This is a genomic window from Devosia chinhatensis (genome assembly GCF_000969445.1).
Classification (GTDB): Bacteria; Pseudomonadota; Alphaproteobacteria; order Rhizobiales; family Devosiaceae; genus Devosia; species Devosia chinhatensis.
Window position 1 is genome coordinate 1,255,040 of the sequence record NZ_JZEY01000054.1, and the last position, 19,050, is coordinate 1,274,089.

The 19,050-nt window shown below is 61.3% G+C and carries 15 protein-coding genes and 1 tRNA gene; 11 read left to right on the forward strand and 5 right to left on the reverse strand.

All coding sequences use genetic code 11. The features are described 5' to 3' along the window. Window positions 1-26 precede the first annotated feature (26 nt). Window positions 27-1,265, reverse strand: a complete 1,239-nt coding sequence (gene tyrS / locus VE26_RS06060) for a tyrosine--tRNA ligase (protein WP_046104172.1) — start codon at window positions 1,263-1,265, stop codon at window positions 27-29. A 127-nt stretch (window positions 1,266-1,392) separates the two neighbouring features. Continuing rightward, window positions 1,393-2,055, reverse strand: coding sequence for an alpha/beta hydrolase (locus tag VE26_RS06065; protein WP_046104173.1), 663 nt, complete (start codon window positions 2,053-2,055; stop codon window positions 1,393-1,395). A 282-nt stretch (window positions 2,056-2,337) separates the two neighbouring features. Here VE26_RS06065 and VE26_RS06070 point away from each other — a divergent pair, with 282 nt between their 5' ends. The 8 genes from VE26_RS06070 to aroA all read left to right on the forward strand — a co-directional run bounded on the left by VE26_RS06070 (window position 2,338) and on the right by aroA (window position 10,753). Then, window positions 2,338-3,483, forward strand: a complete 1,146-nt coding sequence (locus VE26_RS06070; RefSeq protein ID WP_046104174.1) for a cysteine desulfurase family protein — start codon at window positions 2,338-2,340, stop codon at window positions 3,481-3,483. A 60-nt stretch (window positions 3,484-3,543) separates the two neighbouring features. Continuing rightward, complete coding sequence (sufB, locus tag VE26_RS06075; RefSeq protein ID WP_152658733.1) at window positions 3,544-5,073, forward strand: Fe-S cluster assembly protein SufB; 1,530 nt, start codon at window positions 3,544-3,546, stop codon at window positions 5,071-5,073. 110 nt (window positions 5,074-5,183) lie between these two features. Beyond that, complete coding sequence (sufC, locus tag VE26_RS06080; RefSeq protein WP_046104175.1) at window positions 5,184-5,945, forward strand: Fe-S cluster assembly ATPase SufC; 762 nt, start codon at window positions 5,184-5,186, stop codon at window positions 5,943-5,945. Beyond that, window positions 5,945-7,153, forward strand: a complete 1,209-nt coding sequence (gene sufD / locus VE26_RS06085; protein WP_046104176.1) for a Fe-S cluster assembly protein SufD — start codon at window positions 5,945-5,947, stop codon at window positions 7,151-7,153. Before sufC ends, sufD begins: the two co-directional genes overlap by 1 nt. Before the next feature lie 157 nt (window positions 7,154-7,310). Then, window positions 7,311-8,531: a cysteine desulfurase gene (locus tag VE26_RS06090; RefSeq protein ID WP_046104177.1), complete on the forward strand. Its 1,221-nt coding sequence runs from the start codon at window positions 7,311-7,313 to the stop codon at window positions 8,529-8,531. A gap of 10 nt (window positions 8,532-8,541) precedes the next feature. Continuing rightward, the gene (locus VE26_RS06095; RefSeq protein ID WP_046104178.1) at window positions 8,542-8,913 is read left to right on the forward strand and encodes an SUF system Fe-S cluster assembly protein; all 372 of its coding nucleotides are present in this window, start codon (window positions 8,542-8,544) and stop codon (window positions 8,911-8,913) included. 53 nt (window positions 8,914-8,966) lie between these two features. After that, window positions 8,967-9,350 carry a HesB/IscA family protein gene (locus tag VE26_RS06100; RefSeq protein WP_046104179.1) on the forward strand — a complete coding sequence of 128 codons (384 nt, stop codon included), beginning with the start codon at window positions 8,967-8,969 and terminating at the stop codon, window positions 9,348-9,350. Window positions 9,351-9,472: 122 nt separating this feature from the next. Continuing rightward, window positions 9,473-10,753 carry a 3-phosphoshikimate 1-carboxyvinyltransferase gene (gene aroA / locus VE26_RS06105; RefSeq protein ID WP_046104180.1) on the forward strand — a complete coding sequence of 427 codons (1,281 nt, stop codon included), beginning with the start codon at window positions 9,473-9,475 and terminating at the stop codon, window positions 10,751-10,753. 9 nt (window positions 10,754-10,762) lie between these two features. On the opposite strand, the gene VE26_RS06110 is transcribed toward aroA, so the two are convergent. Beyond that, window positions 10,763-11,830 carry a GGDEF domain-containing protein gene (locus VE26_RS06110; RefSeq protein WP_052715712.1) on the reverse strand — a complete coding sequence of 356 codons (1,068 nt, stop codon included), beginning with the start codon at window positions 11,828-11,830 and terminating at the stop codon, window positions 10,763-10,765. A 141-nt stretch (window positions 11,831-11,971) separates the two neighbouring features. After that, entirely contained in the window at window positions 11,972-13,438 is a 1,467-nt protein-coding gene (locus VE26_RS06115; protein WP_046104181.1) for a DEAD/DEAH box helicase, read from the reverse strand. A gap of 333 nt (window positions 13,439-13,771) precedes the next feature. Here VE26_RS06115 and VE26_RS06120 point away from each other — a divergent pair, with 333 nt between their 5' ends. Beyond that, a complete protein-coding gene (locus VE26_RS06120) occupies window positions 13,772-14,596 on the forward strand; it encodes a DUF1206 domain-containing protein (protein ID WP_046104182.1) in 825 nt (274 codons plus the stop codon). On the opposite strand, the gene parE is transcribed toward VE26_RS06120, so the two are convergent. Further along, window positions 14,593-16,608, reverse strand: a complete 2,016-nt coding sequence (gene parE / locus VE26_RS06125) for a DNA topoisomerase IV subunit B (RefSeq protein WP_046104183.1) — start codon at window positions 16,606-16,608, stop codon at window positions 14,593-14,595. The genes VE26_RS06120 and parE overlap by 4 nt on opposite strands. 719 nt (window positions 16,609-17,327) lie before the next feature. Here parE and VE26_RS06130 point away from each other — a divergent pair. Together VE26_RS06130 and VE26_RS06135 are read left to right on the forward strand one after the other, a co-directional pair. Then, on the forward strand, window positions 17,328-18,842 hold the full coding sequence (locus tag VE26_RS06130) for an ABC-F family ATP-binding cassette domain-containing protein (protein ID WP_425283825.1): 1,515 nt from the start codon (window positions 17,328-17,330) through the stop codon (window positions 18,840-18,842). A 109-nt stretch (window positions 18,843-18,951) separates the two neighbouring features. Then, window positions 18,952-19,036 (forward strand) — tRNA-Leu (locus VE26_RS06135). The last annotated feature ends 14 nt before the right edge of the window (window positions 19,037-19,050 follow it).

Here is a 19,050-nt window from a genome sequence, read left to right on the forward strand (position 1 = left end):
TCTACCATCTTCTATGCCGATGCGCCTCAGATCGGCTTGATCAGCGCATGCCGCTTCTTGCCCACCGAAAGCTTGATCACACCCTCGGGCAGGAGCGCATTCTCGCCCAGGCTGAGCTTCTCGTCGTCGATTACCGCATCGTTGATGCGCACCGCGCCCGATTGCACATGCCGCCGCGCTTCCCCGTTCGAGGCCGCCAGCCCCGCCTTGACCAGCGCATTGAGCACGCCGATCCCCTCGGTCAGCTCGGCATGGGTCACTTCGGCCGTCGGCAGCGACAGGTCGAGCTTGCCCGTCTCGAAGGTCGCGCGCGCCGTCTCGGCGGCTTCCTCGGCCGCCGCACGCCCGCGGATCATGGCGGTCACTTCGGTGGCAAGGCGCTTCTTGGCCTCGTTGATATCGCCTTGCGCGATGCGGGCGACCTCGTCGAGCGGCAGCGTCGTGTAGAGCTTGAGGAAGCGCTCCACGTCAGCGTCCTCGGTATTGCGCCAGTACTGCCAGAAATCATAGGCCGAGAGCATGTCGGGATTGAGCCAGATGGCCCCATTCATCGACTTGCCCATCTTCTGGCCCGACGCCGTGGTCAGGAGCGGCGAGGTCAGCGCATAAAGCTGCGGCGTGCCCATGCGGTGGCCGAGATCAATGCCGTTGACGATATTGCCCCACTGGTCCGAGCCGCCCATCTGCAGGCGCACCCCGTAGCGCTTGTTGAGCTCCACGAAGTCATAGGCCTGCAGGATCATGTAGTTGAATTCGAGAAACGAGAGCGATTGCTCGCGGTCCAGCCGCTGCTTCACCGAATCGAAGCTGAGCATGCGGTTGACCGAGAAATGCTGGCCGACATCGCGCAGGAATTCGAGGTAATTGAGCGGCAGCAGCCATTCGGCATTGTTGAGCATCAGCGACTTGCCGTCGCTGAAGTCGAGGTAATTGGCAAAGACCTGCTTGATGCCCTCGATATTGGCCTGGATGGTTTCGGTGCCCATCAGCTTGCGCGCCTCGTCCTTGAACGAGGGGTCGCCGACCATGCCGGTGCCGCCGCCCATCAGGGCAACGGCGCGGTGGCCGGTCTTTTCCAGCCAGTGCAGCATCATGATCTGGATCAGGCTGCCTACATGCAGCGAAGATGCCGTCGGGTCGAAGCCGATATAGGCCGTCACCGTCTCGGTGGCGAACAGCTCGTCGAGCCCGGTTTCGTCGGAAAGCTGATGGATGAAGCCGCGCTCATGCAGCGTGCGGAGAAACTCGGATTTGAATTCGGTCATGTTGAATCACTGAAGCCTATGAGACCTCGTGGTGAGCGTGTCGAACCCCGAGATCGGTGCAAACAGGACCCCAACCCTCGACAGGCTCAGGATGAGGTCCCTTCCAACAATCGCTTCAATGCGCCCCTTAGCGCCCGCCGCCGTCCGCGATCTCCTGACGACGACGGTCGAGATATTCGGCACACCGCGTGGTCAGTTCGTCGATCTTGCCTTCATAGAAGTGGTTGGCGCCCTCCACGATCTGCTGCTCGATGGTGATGCCCTTCTGCGTCTTGAGCTTGTCCACCAGCTTCTGCACCGAGGTCGGGGGGGCAACGCGGTCCTTGTCGCCATGGATGATCAGGCCCGAGGACGGGCAGGGGGCCAGGAACGAGAAGTCGTAGAGATTTTCCGGCGGCGACACCGAAATGAAGCCTTCCACTTCCGGGCGGCGCATCAAAAGCTGCATGCCGATCCAGGCGCCGAACGAGAATCCGGCGATCCAGCAGCCGCGCGACTCGCGGTTGATGGTCTGCAGCCAGTCCAGCGCCGAAGCCGCGTCCGACAATTCACCGATCCCGTGGTCGAACACGCCCTGGCTGCGGCCAACGCCGCGCGAATTGAACCGCAGCACCGAAAAGCCGCGCTCGGCGAACATGTAGAACAGGTTGTAGACGATCTGGTTGTTCATCGTCCCGCCGAACTGCGGATGCGGATGAAGCACGATCGCCACGGGCGCGTTGGGTTCCTTGCCCGGCTGGTACCGGCCTTCGAGGCGCCCTTCCGGGCCGTTGAAGATCACTTCAGGCATAGGTTTGTTCCGGCCTTTCCGGCTCTGTCGCAACGGCCTCGAACCCTATGGAAACAGCCCCGCGCCGCTTGACTAAGCGCCGGGCTCTCCCTAAAACATGGGTCCGAAAACCAGTTTAGAATTGTTCAAAAACGGGTTTCTGGCCGGTGAACGGCCAGTTGGAGCGCCCCTTGTAATGAAATTGGGCGCGAAATTTCAAGAAGTGTTTGGTTTGCGAGGGGTCTGAACTCCTTGCATGGCGCATATGAGGTATGAGGGGCGCGACAGCGGCCCGAAGGCACGATGACGAGACAGGCGGTTTATCTCGATCATAATGCTGCGTCCCCGCTTCGGCCCGAAGCGCGCGCTGCTTTGGTCGCTGCGCTCGAGCACGTGGGCAATCCTTCGTCCGTCCATGGCCATGGACGGCACCTGCGCAACCTCATCGATACCGGTCGCCGCCAGGTAGCGCATCTCGCCGGCGCCGAGCCGCGTCAACTGGTCTTTACCGGTTCGGCGACCGAAGCCATTACGCAGGCCATCGTTGGCGGTTCCCGGGCGTTTCAGGCAGGCGCCATAGCTCTTGGCGCGGGGGAGCACGCTGCCGCCATCAAGGCCGCAGAAGCGACGGGCCTGCCAGTCTGGACCATCGGCCTGGACGGGCAGGGGCGCATTGATCTTGATCAAGTGGCCGAGTGCCTTTTGCGCGCTGATGCAGAGAATCTGACTTTGCTCTTTGCGCTGCATTGGGTGAATAACGAAACCGGCGTCGTCCAGCCCATGGCGCGGATCAACGCCCTTGTGGGCCCCACGCGGCACACGCTTTTCATCGACGCGGTGCAGGCCCTGGGCAAGCTGCCACTGGATTTTGCGGCCTCGGCACCCGATATGATGGCGATAAGCGGCCACAAGATTGGGGCGCCTGCCGGTATCGGCGCCTTGCTGGTCAAGGGCCATGCCGACACTGTCCGCCTCATTCCCGGCGGCGGGCAGGAGCAGGGGCGTCGCGGTGGCACCGAATCCGCGGCCCTGATCGCGGCGTTCGGCGCTGCGGCCCAGGCAAGCGCCTATGATGCCGAAACCATGAACGGCCTGACCACTAGTGTAGAGCAGGGCCTTCGCACTTTGGCGCCCGATGTCGTGATCTTCGGGGCAGGTGCGCACCGTATTGGCAATGTGGTTGATTTTGCCGTGCCCGGCCTGGGCAATGCCACGGCGATGATGGCGCTCGATCTGATGGGCCTTTCTGTCTCGTCCGGGTCGGCCTGTTCGTCCGGCAAGGTTGGGCCCAGTCACGTGCTGGCTGCCATGGGTGTCGACAGGACACTTGCCGAAAGCGCGCTGCGCGTGAGTTTCGGCTGGAATTCGACGGGCGAGGATGCGCAAGCCTTCCTCGCGGGATTTGGAACGGTTCTCGGCCGCCAGCGGCGGTCGGGAGAGGCAGCGTAGCTGTCGGTTTATGCGTTCGCGCCGGCCTTGAACCGGCGAGGGACTGAGAAGGAGAGCCTGATGGCGGACTACGATATTCCAACGCTCAAGGAAGAAATTGACCGGGAAACCGTCGAGCAGGTCCTTGCGCTCGACGTGGACAAGTACAAATACGGCTTCGAGACCGAAATTGAATCCGATGTCCTGCCACCCGGCCTTACCGAGGAAACGGTCCGCTTTATCTCCGCCAGGAAGGAAGAGCCCGAATGGATGCTGGAATGGCGTCTCGAGGCATTCCGCCGCTTCCAGACGCTGGAAGAACCCAACTGGGCCAAGCTGCACTATCCCAAGATCGACCTGCAGGCGATCAGCTATTACGCTGCGCCCAAGAGCTTCAAGGGCCCCAAGAGCCTCGATGAAGTCGATCCCGAGCTGCTCAAGACCTATGCCAAGCTGGGCATCCCACTCAAGGAACAGGCCATCCTCGCCGGTGTCGAAGGCGCGGCTGAATCGGTCGGCACCCCATTCGGCGCCAATGTTGCCGTCGATGCCGTCTTCGACTCGGTCTCCGTCGTCACCACCTTCCGCGAAGAGCTGGCCAAGGTCGGCATCATCTTCTGCTCGATCTCCGAAGCTGTGCGCGAGCATCCCGAGCTGGTGAAGAAGTATCTCGGCTCCGTCGTCCCGGTTTCCGACAATTACTACGCCACGCTCAACTCGGCGGTCTTCACCGATGGGTCCTTCGTCTATATCCCCAAGGGCGTCCGTTGCCCCATGGAGCTGTCGACCTATTTCCGCATCAACGAGAAGAACACCGGCCAGTTCGAGCGCACGTTGATCATCGCCGACGATGACAGCTACGTCTCCTACCTCGAAGGCTGCACCGCGCCCATGCGCGACGAAAACCAGCTTCACGCGGCCGTCGTGGAACTGGTCGCGCTCGACAATGCCGAGATCAAGTATTCCACCGTCCAGAACTGGTATCCGGGCGACAAGGACGGCAAGGGCGGCATCTATAATTTCGTCACCAAGCGCGGCGATTGCCGTGGCGTCAATTCGCACATTTCCTGGACCCAGGTTGAGACCGGCTCGGCCATCACCTGGAAATATCCCAGCTGCATTCTGCGCGGCGACGGTTCGCGCGGCGAATTCTATTCCATCGCCATTTCGAACGGCTTTCAGCAGGTCGATAGCGGCACCAAGATGATCCACCTGGGCAAGAACACGTCCAGCCGCATCATCTCCAAGGGCATCGCTGCCGGCTTCTCGGACAACACCTATCGTGGTCAGGTTTCGGCGCACGCCAAGGCCAGGAATGCCCGCAACTTCACCCAGTGCGACTCGCTGTTGATCGGCGACAAGTGCGGCGCCCATACGGTTCCCTATATCGAGAGCCGTAACGGCACGGCGGTCTTCGAGCACGAAGCCACGACCTCGAAAATTTCCGACGACCAGATGTTCTACTGTATGCAGCGCGGCCTCAATGAAGAGGAAGCCGTGGCGCTGATCGTCAACGGTTTCGTCCGCGACGTCCTTCAGCACCTGCCCATGGAATTCATGGTCGAAACCCAGAAGCTGATCTCGATCAGCCTCGAAGGCAGCGTCGGCTAGACACTGAGAGCTTGGCTGGCCTCACCGCTCCCTCCCAGGGGAGAGGTCACCCGAACGGGTGAGGGGCCTTAAAAATTATCGGCGACTGACTGGCGCCTTGGAGACACAAAATGACCACTCCCGTTCTCGAAATCCGCAATCTGCATGCCCGCATCGAGGAGCGTGAAATCCTTAAGGGTGTGAACCTCATCATCCCGCCTGGCGAAGTTCACGCCATCATGGGCCGTAACGGCTCGGGCAAGTCGACGCTGAGCTACGTGCTCGCCGGCAAGGAAGACTATGAGATTACTGCAGGCGAGATTCTGCTCAACGGCGAAAACATTCTTGAGATGGAGCCCGATGAGCGCGCCGCTGCCGGCCTGTTCCTCGCCTTCCAATACCCGATCGAAATCCCGGGCGTTGCGACCATGACCTTCCTCAAGGCGGCGCTCAACGCCCAGCGCAAGGCGCGTGGCGAAGAAGAGCTCAAGACCCCCGACTTCATGCGCATGGTCAAGGAGGCCGGCGCACAGCTCAATGTCGATTCTGACATGCTCAAGCGTCCGCTCAATGTCGGTTTCTCCGGCGGTGAGAAGAAACGCGCCGAGATCATGCAGATGGCGCTGCTCAAGCCCTCGCTTGCCGTACTCGACGAAACCGATTCCGGTCTCGACATCGACGCGCTCCAGGTTGTGTCCAAGGGCGTCAATTCGCTTCGCGACGGCCAGCGCTCCATGCTGGTCATCACCCACTACCAGCGCCTCCTCAACCACATCGTGCCGGACGTGGTTCACGTCTTCTCCGATGGGCGGATCGTTGAGAGCGGCGGCAAGGATCTTGCCCTCAAGCTCGAAGCCGAAGGCTATGCCAATTACGGTGGTGAGGCGGCCTGATGCGTCCAAACTTTCCCGTAAGGCTCGGTGCAGCCGAAGAGACCCTCATTGCCCAGCTCAAGTCCGTCGGCGCCGACCAGGTTGCCGAGCGCATCAGCGTGGCCGGACTGCCGACCCGTCGCGTCGAGGCCTATCACTATACCGACCTCAAGACCCTGCTGCGCGCCGTCCCGGCGCTCGGCCGGCCCGCCAATGAAGCCAGCGCTCCCGCGCTGCGCGTCCCCGGCGCCTTCACCCTGATGATCGCCAATGGCGTCATCCAGAATGCCTCCACGGCGCCCGCCGGCGTCATTGTTGGCAAAACTCATGGCGGTGTTCTCACCAAGCGCGACGATGTCATGGTCAGCGTCAACAATGGTCTGACAACAGAGGCCCTGACGCTAACACTTGAGAACAGTGTCGACCCGGTCATCCAGATCGAGCGCCGCATCGAGGGCGAAGCCGCCCATGTGGCTGATGCCGTTAAGGTTTTCGTCGCCGATGGGGCTTCCGCCACCATCCTGGAAACCTTTTCCGGTTCCGACGCCCTCCATGTCGGTAACCACGCCTCCTACATCGCCTTGGGAAAGGATGCTGTGCTCACCCACATCACCATTGACCTAAGTGCTTCTGGTGTCAGCCATTTTGCTACCAACGAATACCATCTCGCCGACGGCGCCAAGCTCCGGACGCTGGTGATTCACGCCGGTTCCAACCTCGCCCGCACCCAGCTCTACCCGACCCTGGGCGGCGCCGGATCGCATGCCGACGTCACCGGGCTCAACCTCGTCTCCGACGGCCAACATGCTGATATTACAATGGAAACCACCCATGCGGTGGCGCATACATCGTCCCAGCCGCTGTTCAAATCCATCGCCCGTGGCCGTTCGAAATCCATCATCCAGGGCAAACTGATCGTCGCCCGCGACGCCCAGAAGACCGACGCAAAATTTATGCATCAGGGCCTGATGCTGAGCGACGAAGCGGAAATTCTTTCCAAGCCCGAGCTCGAAATCTACGCCGACGACGTCGTCTGCGGCCACGGCTCTACCTGCGGCAAGCTGGACGAAGACAGTCTCTTCTACCTGCTCAGCCGCGGCATTCCCAAGGCCGAAGCCGAAACCATGCTGGTGCGCGGTTTCATCGCTGAACTGCTTGATCCTGTTGAGGATTTGGCGCTCAATGAAGCCCTTCAGGGCGTCGTCGACGGCTGGTTGCAGGACCAATAGAGTGCAGGGCCCCTTTATCTCTCCCTATCGGGAGAGGTCGGCGCATAACGCCGGGTGAGGGGCCCTTATACAAGCACGGTGCGGAGGACAGCCCCCTCACCCGACCGAAGACGGTCGACCTCTCCCTCCAGAGGGAGAGGTGAAGAACGGAACGCCCATGACCTTCGACCTTCAAAAAATCCGCGCCGATTTCCCGATCCTGTCCGAAGAGATCCATGGCAAGCGCCTGGTCTATCTCGACAGCGGCGCGTCGGCACAGAAGCCAGTGCAGGTTCTCGAGCGCATGGACCACGCCTTCCGGCACGAATATGCCAATGTGCATCGCGGCCTCCATACCCTCGCCAACCGCGCCACCGAAGGCTATGAGGCCGGCCGCGAAAGCGTCCGCCGCTTCCTCAATGCCGGTCGGATCGAAGAAATCATTTTCACCAAGTCGGCTACCGAAGCCATCAATCTGGTGGCGTCCTCCTTTGCCGGCCCGCGCATCGGCGAGGGCGACGAGATCGTCACCACGATCATGGAACACCATTCCAATATCGTGCCCTGGCATTTTCACCGCGAGCGCAAGGGCGCGGTCATCAAGTGGATCGACGTCCGCGATGATGGCTCGCTCGACCTCGACGCCTTCGAGGCCTCGCTGACCGACAAGACTCGTATCGTCGCCGTTACGCATATGTCCAACGTCCTCGGAACCATCAATCCGATCAAGGACATGGTCGCCATGGCCCATGCGCGCGGTATTCCCGTGCTGGTCGATGGCAGCCAGGGCGCCGTGCACACCAAGGTGGACGTCCAGGACCTCGGTGCCGATTTCTACATCATGACCGGCCACAAGCTCTATGGCCCCACCGGCATCGGCATTCTCTACGGGAAATATGATCTGCTGGCCGAAATGCAGCCCTATCAGGGCGGCGGCGAGATGATCGAGACCGTCACGACCGAGGGTATTACCTACAACGAGCCGCCGCATCGCTTTGAGGCCGGCACGCCCCCCATTGTCCAGGCCATGGGCCTCGGGGCTGCGCTCGATTACATGGAAAGCCTCGACCGTGACGCCATAGCGGCTCACGAGCACGAGGTCGCCGAATATGCCCATGAGCGCCTCTCGCGCATCAACTCCCTGCGCATGATCGGCACCGCGCCCGGGAAGGGTGGCATTTTCTCCTTCGAGATAGCCGGGGCCCACGCCCATGACGTCGCCACCATTCTCGACCGCTACGGCATTGCCGTGCGTGCCGGCACTCATTGCGCCCAACCCTTGCTGAAACGCTTTGGTGTGACCTCTACCTGTCGGGCCTCCTTCGCCCTATATAACGGCAAGGATGACGTGGACGCGCTGGTGGACGGCATCGAGCGCGCACAGAAATTTTTCGCCTGAGGAAGGCATCATGACCGAAGAAGCAATCGATACGCGCATCGTTCCGACGATGTCAGACACCCTGCCGGAAGGCGAAGTGGAGCGGATCACCACCGATCTGATCGGGGCGCTCAAGACTGTCTATGACCCCGAAATTCCGGTCGACATCTACGAGCTGGGCCTCATTTACCGGGTCGACCTGGATGACAACCGAAATCTGACCATCGACATGACCCTGACCGCGCCGGGTTGCCCTGTCGCTGGGGAAATGCCCGGCTGGGTGGAGAACGCGGCGCGCAGCGTCGAGGGCATCCAGGATGTGACGGTGAACATGGTTTTTGATCCGCCTTGGGATGCTACACGCATGAGCGAAGAGGCTCAAGTCGCGTTGAACTGGTGGTAATCTGACGCGTTTCAGCCTATATATCGTGAAACGCCGATAAAGGGTCGCTAGCCATGCCGTTCAAGATCATGTCGCTGACCGATGCCGCTGCCGAGCGCATCACCGAGATCATCGAAGATAGCGACAAGCCCGTTATCGGTCTGCGCGTCGGTATCAAGAATGCCGGCTGCGCTGGCGTTTCATACACCATGGACTATGTCGACGCGCCGATTGCTGGTGACGATCATGTCGAGGACAGGGGCGTCAACGTGTGGGTCGATCCCAAGGCGACGATGTATTTGCTCGGTACGATAATGGACTTCGAAGCCTCCAAAATGGGCTCGAGCTTCACCTTCAAGAATCCGAACCAGACTGGCGCTTGTGGCTGCGGCGAAAGCGTCACATTAGCCCCGGCCGACCTGAAGGCTCTGGCAGAAGCGCGAGCAGGGGCGGTTTAGCCTAACTTTTGTCCTGCCACGGGCATGCCACGCGTTCTGGGCTGAAAACAGCGTGGCATTTGTTCGTGACCAGTCAAGAAGACGTTGCGGATTTGACCTTGCTGAGGCATTGATCGCCCATCATGCCGAACGCTCTTCCTCCCGCCTATGCCATCACTCCGCCCAATCGCCCATTGACTGGGCGCGTTTCTCCGCCCGGCAGTAAGTCGATCACCAATCGCGCCTTGCTGCTGGCCGCGTTGGCGAACGGGACCAGCACGCTCACCGGGGCGCTGAAAAGCAAGGATACGGTGCTGATGGCGCGCGCCTTGCGCGACATGGGGGTCACGATCGAGGAGCCGGACGCCACCAGTTTCCGCGTGACCAGTTCCGGGCGTCTTGGCGTGCCGCAGAAGCCCCTTTTTCTCGGCAATGCCGGCACCGCCACGCGCTTCCTTACGGCCGCTGTTGCAACCATCGACGGCACGGTCGTCGTCGACGGCGACGAGGATATGCGCATTCGACCCATCAAGCCGCTTGTCGATGCCCTTGTGTCGCTTGGCATTGATGCAAGAAGCCCGACCGGGTGCCCGCCGGTCACCGTCCACGGCAATGGGCGCTTTGGACAGGGTAAGGTGGAAATCGACGCCTCTTTGTCCAGCCAATATGTTTCCGCTCTGCTCATGGCCGCGCCCTTCGGGCAGGGCCCGATTGAGGTCGCCCTGACGGGCAAGGAGATCGGCGCCCGCGGCTATGTCGACCTGACGCTGGCCGCCATGCGCGCCTTCGGCGCCGAAGTGGAAGCCCGCGACGATGGTTCCTGGGTGGTGCAGCCGACTGGCTATCGAGCGACCGATTTCCACATCGAGCCGGACGCCTCCGCCGCAACCTACCTTTGGGGCATCGCGGCGCTGACCGGCGGGGATATCGATCTCGGGGTTGCAACTGATGCCTTCACCCAGCCGGACGCGGCGGCACAGACGATTATCGCCGCGTACCCGAACATGCCGGCGATTGTCGACGGTTCGCAGATGCAGGATGCCGTGCCGACCATGGCCGTCGTTGCTGCCTTCAACGCTCGGCCGGTTCGTTTTGTAGGTATCGCCAATCTGCGTGTGAAGGAAACCGACCGTATTCGCGCCGTGGCCAACGAACTCAACCGCATTCGCCCCGGACTGGCGGTGGAGGAGGGGGACGACCTCGTCGTGCACTCCGATCCCCTGCTGGCTTCAGATTCCTTTAATGCCGATTCCGACATCAGGATCGAAACGTATCACGATCACCGCATTGCCATGAGCTTTGCGCTCGCAGGGTTGCTGGTCCCAAATGTCGTGATTCTGGATCCCGCCTGCACGGGCAAGACCTATCCGGACTATTGGGACATGCTGTCTGACCTCGGCGTGGAACTCACCCCGACCGACTGAATGGGAATGTCAGGCTGCCGAAACGTCGGCAGCCGGCATCTCGGTAATCTCGATCAGCTCATCTTCGCTGACCACGCGGTTCCGGCCGGCGCGCTTGGCCGCATACATGCACTGGTCGGCGCGTTCGATCAGCGAACTGGCATTATCGCTCGGCTTGAAGCCGGCCACGCCGAACGAGGCAGTGATGCGGCCCAGTTTTTCGTTCGTGGAGCGCTTGAGCAATTCCTTGGCCTGGATAGCCTTGCGGATATTTTCGGCAACGATCATCGCCCCCTTGAGGTCGGTCGATGGCAGGATGGCCACGAACTCCTCCCCGCCATAGCGCGCTGCAAGGTCCTTGCCCTTGATGTTCGATTTCAGCGTCATCGCCACGAGGCGCAACACCTGGTCGCCGGTCTGGTGGCCATAACTGTCGTTGAAGCTCTTGAAGTGGTCGATATCCACCAGCATCAGGCAGAGTGGCACCCCGCTCTGGCGCGCTTCCTCGATGGCATCCGCCAGTCCGTCGTCAAAGCTCTTGCGATTGGCGATCTTGGTCAGCGGGTCGAGCATGGATTCGCGCCGAACGTCATCCAGATCCCGTTGCAGGGCGGAAATGTCGTCGCGCGATGCCTCGAGCTTGCGCTCGAGTTCGCGATTGGTGTCCTGCATGCGACGAGTTTCGAACAGCAGCCGGCTGGCCAGCTCACGCATGGCATCGCCACCCAGATCGCGCTCCAGGTCGCCGGTCGCTGACTGGAGCGAACCAGAATAGGCATTGGCCGTCGTCATGGCCGCATCAATCGCGTCGTGGACCGACTCGATACGCGCATGCATGCGCTCGGAAACGCTCGACATGCGCTCGTTGAGGTCGGATCTCAGAAATTCGTTATAGAGCGCTTCTGCCAGGTCCGTGGAAGGCGACACGCCACTGCGGAACACCGCGTTGATGCGATTGTTCAGCGAAGGGTTGACGCCAGTCGCATAGGTGTAGAGCAATTCGTAAAATTGCGGGTAAGGCGGAATGGCACTGCGCTTGAGCAAGTCAAACGCAGCATTGGCATAGCCCAGCGCTCGCGTGAATTCCTGGTTCGACACTGCTCACCCCGCGCTCTCTGCGCCGCCCCCGGCAAAACATTCGCTTCGAAACGACGTTATCTTGCCCCTGATGATGCATCGAACACAATCACAGCTTAGTGAGATTCGATAGACCAGAGACCGTTTTACTTGTGCGTCGTCTTAGGAAAGCCGGGTTGGACGAAGAAGAAACGCGGGAACCGGCCCTGCTGAACCGAAGGGGCCATCGCCCGGCGCGTCCTCGATCTCGTCTTCGCGCCGCTTTGCACGACGACGATTGTCGGACTTCGGCTTGTCCTGCTCCGGCCTCTGCCGCGATTGGCTTTTCTCGGCCGGTTCCGCAGCCGCTGCAACGTTCTCGGTCTCGACATCGGGCTTGGGTTTCGAGCCGCGCGTGCGTCTTGTCGGGCGCTTCACACTCGGCTTTTCGTCGGCCGCGTCATCTTCGTCCACAGCGGCGGTCTTGCCGACATCGAGCCATTCGATGGGCTTCTGGATGAGGTTCAGGATCGCATCGAGGTGCTTGCCGTCGGCAGGCGCCACGAATGTATAGGCGACGCCCTTGCGGCCGGCTCGACCTGTCCGGCCAATGCGATGCACATAGTCTTCGGCATGCACGGGCACGTCGAAATTGAACACATGGCTCACGGCCGGAATATCGAGCCCGCGCGCGGCAACGTCGCTCGCGACGAGTAGCGTCAGCTTGTTGGTCTTGAAAGCGTCCAGTGTCTCCATGCGGCTCTTCTGATCCATGTCGCCATGCAGCGACCCGGCGGAATAGCCATGGCGCTGAAGGGAGCGGGCAAGCGTCGCCACGTCGCGCTTGCGATTGCAGAAGATGATCGCGTTGGTCAGGCCTTCCGATGCATCGATCCGCGCTCTGAGGGCGGCGCGCTTCTCGTCGGGCTTGGAGGAAACCTTGACCAGCTTCTGGTCGATGGTTTCGGCCGTCGAGGCGGTGCGGGACACCTGGACATGTACGGGATCCTTGAGGAACCGCTTCGTCAGGCGCTCGATCTGCGGGTCCATGGTCGCAGAGAACAGCATGGTCTGGCGACGGGGCGGCAGGCGCGAACAGATTTTCTCGATATCGTCGATAAAGCCCATGTCCAGCATGCGGTCGGCTTCGTCGATGACGAGAATTTCGACGCCGGTCAGCAAGATCTTGCCGCGGTCGAACTGGTCGAGCAGCCGCCCCGGGGTCGCGATCAACACGTCCACGCCGCGGTCGAGTTTCTTGTTCTGGTCTTCGAATGAAACCCCGCCGATGATCAGCGCCATCGAAAGACGGTGGTTCTTGCCATATTTTTCGAAATTCTCGGAAACCTGAGCGGCCAGTTCACGCGTCGGCTCGAGAATGAGGGTGCGCGGCATGCGGGCGCGGGCGCGCCCATTTTCGAGCAGCGTCAGCATCGGCAGCACAAACGAGGCAGTCTTGCCAGTGCCGGTCTGGGCAATGCCGATGAGATCCTTCTTCTGCAGAAGGTGCGGAATGGCTTGGGCCTGGATTTCGGTCGGCTTGGAATAGCCGGCTGCGGTCACGGCATCGGTGACCTTGGTGGAGAGTCCCAGTCCGGAAAAGTCGTCGGTCAAGTCGGTCGTTCCACTCAACTTTGATACCGATGCCATGCCGGTCCGAATTATTCGTGGCCGGTGCTTCGGTGTTTTTGGCTGCAAGTTCCGCGCGGCGGGCGCGAAGCCCTTGCAAGATTACGGACGGAAAAGTAGGCCACGCATCCGTAGTCGGACATTGGAACCGAGGTGCCGATGTCCCACCGGCGGTGCAAAATGGCCAAGTAAGTCTTGGCGGCACAAAGCATCGGCCAGCGGCGCGGACCATAACGCAAACCCCTTGACTGTCAACGGGCTTGGCCCTGCCGAAGCGCAAAAGCGTAAACGCGATACAGTTTGGAACGCGCGCAAGTGCTTCGCGTTGGTCGGGCGGCGTGTACGGAGGGTCATATGCACAACAAGTTCGAACTTCTGGCGCGCTGGGGCTATGCGGCCCGCGGCATTGTTTATGCCATTCTCGGCAGTCTCGCTCTCTTCGGGGCCGGTGCGGAGGCCTCGACTGACGGCGCCCTCTCGACGGTCCTCAGCCAGCCGTTCGGGCGCATTCTTCTCGGGCTGGTGGCGATCGGATTGATCGGTCATGTTCTATGGCGTCTCGCCCAGTCGATCCTGAACGCCGATCATGTGGACAATGACATCAAGGGCATTGTCGCGCGCATCGCCAGTTTTTCCAGCGCCATCGTCAACGGCATTCTCGCCATGACTGCGGCTAGCCTGGCGCTTGGCACAGGCGGATCGGATTCCGGCTCGGGCGGCGAACAGGGCGCTGCGGCCATGTTGCTTGGCCAGCCCTTCGGCGAATTTTTGGTGGGCCTTGTCGGGCTGGTGCTGATCTGTGCCGGTGCCGTACAGGCCTGGCGTGGAATTTCCCGAAAGTATCAGGAGCGCATCAAGCTGCCGGCGGCTCATGAAAACCTGCTGCATCCGATCTGCGTCGTCGGGCTGGCGGCGCGCGGCTTGCTCCTCGCCATCACAGGCGGCTTCTTCGCCTATGCGGCCATGACCTTTGATCCCGATCAGGCCGGTGGCATTTCGGCCGCCCTTGATTGGGTCCATGCGCTGCCCTTCGGCGTCTATCTTTACGCGTTTGCAGCCGGTGGCCTCATCGCCTTCGGTGCCTATAGCGTCATCCAGGCGCGATACCGCATTCTCGACGCACCCGACACCGGCGATATTCGCCGCACCGCCTCGAAAATTCCCGGTATTTCGGCTTAGATATCGAGATCGGTGACGAAGGCTGCGTTTTCCTGGATGAAGTCGAAGCGGGCCTCCGGCTTGGTGCCCATAAGCCGGTCCACGGTCAATTTGGTCGCCTCCCGATCGTCGAGCACCTTCACCTGAAGCAGCGTGCGTGTCTTTGGAGACATCGTGGTTTCGCGCAGGTGGGCGAAGGGCATTTCGCCGAGGCCCTTGAAGCGCGTGATGTCCACCTTGCCCTTGCCGGTGAATTCGCTCGCCATCAACTCGGTCTTGTGTGCGTCGTCACGGGCATAGAGCGTCTTGCCGCCTTGGCTGATCCGGTAAAGCGGGGGCAGGGCGAGGTAGAGGTGACCGCCTTCGATCAGCCGCGGCATTTCCTGGAAAAAGAACGTTATCAGCAGCGATGCGATATGGGCGCCGTCCACGTCGGCGTCGGTCATGATGATGATCTTGTCATAGCGCAGATCATCTTCGGAATAACGGTCACGAGTCCCGCAACCGAGCGCCTGGATCAGGTCGGCAATAAGCTGGTTGGCTGCCAGCTTGTCGCGGCTCGCGCCGGCGACGTTGAGGATCTTGCCCCGCAGCGGCAGCACCGCCTGGTTGGCGCGGCTGCGCGCCTGCTTGGCCGAACCGCCGGCTGAGTCGCCCTCGACGATGAAGAGTTCGGCGCCTTGGGCTGCGTTCTGCGTACAATCTGCGAGCTTGCCCGGCAGCCGCAGCTTGCGCGTGGCGCTGGCCCGGTCGATTTCCTTTTCCTTGCGGCGGCGCAGGCGCTCCTCGGCGCGCTCCACTGCCCAGTCGAGCAGCTTTCCAGCCTGGTTGGGCGAGGCCGCCAGCCAGTGGTCGAACGCATCGCGCAGCGCATTATCCACGATCCGGGTCGCTTCGCCCGAGGCCAGCTTGTCCTTGGTCTGGCCGACAAACTCCGGTTCACGCACGAAGACCGAAAGCATCACCGAACAGGAGGTCAGCACGTCTTCGGCCGTAAGGTTGGCGGCGCCCTTGTGCTTGGTCAGCTCGGCGTAATTCTTCAGCCCGCGCAGCAATGCCAGCCGCATGCCCGCTTCATGAGTGCCGCCATCGGGCGTCGGAACGGTATTGCAATAAGATTGCGTGCCGCCGTCGCCCAGTGTCCAGGCAATGGCCCATTCCACCGAACCATGGCTGCCGGGTCGCCCGCTCTTGCCGGAAAAGATTTCGTCCGTGATCCGGGTTTCGCCGTCGATTCGGGCGGACATGAAGTCCTTGAGCCCGTCCGGATAGTGAAACACCGCCTTGGCCGGAACCTCGTCGCTGGCCAGACTTTCGTCACAGCTCCAGCGTAGTTCCACCCCGCCGAACAGATAGGCTTTTGCCCGCGTCATCCGGAAAATGCGCCCGGCGGAGAAATGCGCCGTTGGCCCGAAGATTTCCGGATCGGGATGAAAGCGGGTCGAGGTGCCACGGCGGTTCTGGACCCGACCGACATTCTCGACGTCCTGCACCACCTTGCCGCGCGAAAAGATGATGCGATGCAATTGCTGGTCGCGCGCCACTTCCACGATCATGTCGTCAGAAAGGGCATTGACCACTGACACGCCCACCCCGTGCAGGCCGCCAGAGGTTTCATAGGCCTTGGAGTCGAACTTGCCACCGGCATGGAGCACGGTATGCACGATCTCGAGCGTCGAGCGATTGGGAAACTTGGGGTGCTTTTCGACGGGAATGCCACGGCCATTATCGGTAACCGTGATGTATCCGTCCGCACCCAGATGCACCTCGATGCGCGTGGCGTGGCCGGCAATGGCCTCGTCCATGGAATTGTCGATCACCTCGGCAAAGAGGTGATGATAGGCATTGATGTCGGTGCCGCCGATATACATGCCAGGACGTCGCCGAACCGGCTCCAGTCCTTCGAGGATTTCGATATCGGCTGCGCCATAGGCTTCCGGGGTGGCCGACGCCGAACGCGAGGCAGGCTTGGCCTTGTCCTCGCGCTTTTCCGGTTCTGGCTGAGGCGCGGCGCTACCGAAGAGATCAGACATGCACGTTCCATCTTGTTCTGCCCGAATCAGGGCGGGACTTTCCCTAGCATAACCGAGCCTTTTCTGCCGGTCTGGCTCTGCGCGCAATTCCCACAGCCCATGCGCACGAAGCGCCCGTCAAGGAGAACGCTTTAGGAACTGACGATTTGCGCTTCCGCTAAAGTTGCGTCCCAAGATAAGCCGCCGGATTTACGTCTCGTTTGTTCTTTGAAAGCATTTTCTTAAAGGCCTGCTGCTAGAACAGGGGCATACGGTTTGTATGGAGTTGCCGTATGCGAGTGGAACCGCCTGGTATTGCGTATTCAAAGGTGGCTTCTGCCTCGAACACACTCGGATATTGGCCGGGCACCGGATCTGGTATTGCGTACCGGCTGGCCAATTTTCGTGTTCCCCGTTTGCTTGCGCTTGTTGGTGTCAGCCTGCTTTTCTACCTTGTCTGAACGAGGCTTGCTTTGATTGACGGTGCCAAGTAAGACTTTGCCATTCTTCAACACAGGAACGGGGAGGCTTGCATGACTGTATTCCAGACGCATCGCACGCGCGGACCCGTTCATGCCCTGCGGTTTTCGCTGCAGGGCTGACCAGACGGTCCGGGTGCTTTTCTGATAAGTTTCCCCCTCCTGGTTTGCCCATCATGGCGCGCTGTTTTCCGGCCGCCAATCCTGATGGCAATGGCGCATGACACAGCTGCGCCGATCCAGTGAGTTCGATTCATGGGCATGATCAGCCTTCGCAATGCCGGCCACCGCGCTGGTGACCTCCTGTTTTCCAATCTCAATCTCGTCATCGCTGCCGGCGATCATGTCGGTCTCGTGGCGCCCAATGGCCGAGGCAAGTCCACACTTTTGCGCGCCATGGCTGGGCATGTCGAGCTGAGCGAAGGCGAGCTTACGCGCTCGCGCGGCGTTACCATTGGCTATGTGCCACAGGACATACCTGCCGACGCCCTGGCCCAGACTCCTGCGCAGTTCATCGCCTCCGCCCTCGATCCGGTTCTGCTCGAGAGCGAGTCCTGGCGCGTCGACGTGGTCATGGAAGAGTTTTCCATTCCTTTAGACCTGCGCGAGAGGCCGCTGCGCGCCTTCAGTGGCGGCTGGCAGCGTATGGCGCTGTTGGCGCGGGCATGGGTTGCCCAGCCCGATGTCCTGCTCATGGACGAGCCGACCAACCATCTCGACCTCGGCCGCATCGGGGCGCTTGAGCAATGGCTGGCTTATGCTGCCCGCAATATGCCGGTCGTCATCGCCAGCCACGACAGGGCCTTTCTGGACGCAACCACCAATCGCACGCTTTTCCTGCGCCCGAGCGAGCAGGTCTATCTGCCGCTGCCCTATTCGGCCGCGCGCGCCGAATTGGACCAGATTGATGCAGCCGCGGAAGCGCAGCGCGACCGCGACCTCAAGCAGGCCCAGCAATTGCGCAAGCAGGCCGCCAAGCTCACCAATATCGGAATCAATTCGGGCAGCGATCTTCTGGTGGTCAAGTCCAGGCAATTGCGAGACCGGGCTGAAAAGATCGAGGCCGAGGTCCAGGACGTCCATCGCGACCGGACTGGCCTTGTCCGGCTGGGCAATTCCGGTGCCGAGGCTCGCGTCATGCTGGCGTTCGAAAATGTGCCGGTGACCACGCCCGACGATCGGCTGCTCTTTTCCATCGACAAGCTGCATGTCTTCCAGGGTGACCGTATCGTCCTCCTGGGGCGTAACGGGGCGGGCAAGTCCCAGTTCATGCGCCTTCTGACCGAAGGGCTGGATGGTCTCGTGCCAGCGGGCCTGCGCATCAGTCCGCAGCTCGTGCCCGGCTACCTTGACCAGTCCCTGGGCTGGCTGCCGCTCGATCCGTCACCGCTCGATTACCTGTTGCACCGCTTCGACGAGGGAGATCGGCGCACCATAGCCCTTCTGGCGGGCGCCGGCTTCCCACCGGATCGCCAGTCCCGCCCCATCCGGACGCTGTCCTTGGGGCAAAGGGCGCGCGTGGCTTTGCTCGCCTTGCGGCTTGCACGGCCCAATTTCTACCTGCTCGACGAGCCGACAAACCACCTCGATATTCCCGGCCAGGAGCAGCTGGAAGCCGATATCCGGGAGCAGGGGGCGACGACCATTCTCGTCACCCACGACCGGGCCTTTCTCAGGACCATCGGCACACGCTACCTGCTCATCGATGGCCGCAGGCTGAGGGAAGTCGACGACCCGGAAGGCTTCATTGCCTCTATGACGCAAGGCGCAGACTGAGATCGGGGCCGGACGGCGCCAATGGGCAGCGTCCGGCCTTGATTTGGCTGCGATATTCCACATCTACCCACTTGCGGGTCGGAACAAGGCAGGTATAAGGGGCGCCAGTGCGGGTGTGGCGGAATTGGTAGACGCGCTGGACTCAAAATCCTGTTCCGTAAGGAGTGTCGGTTCGATCCCGACCACCCGTACCATTCTCTCCTGAGCG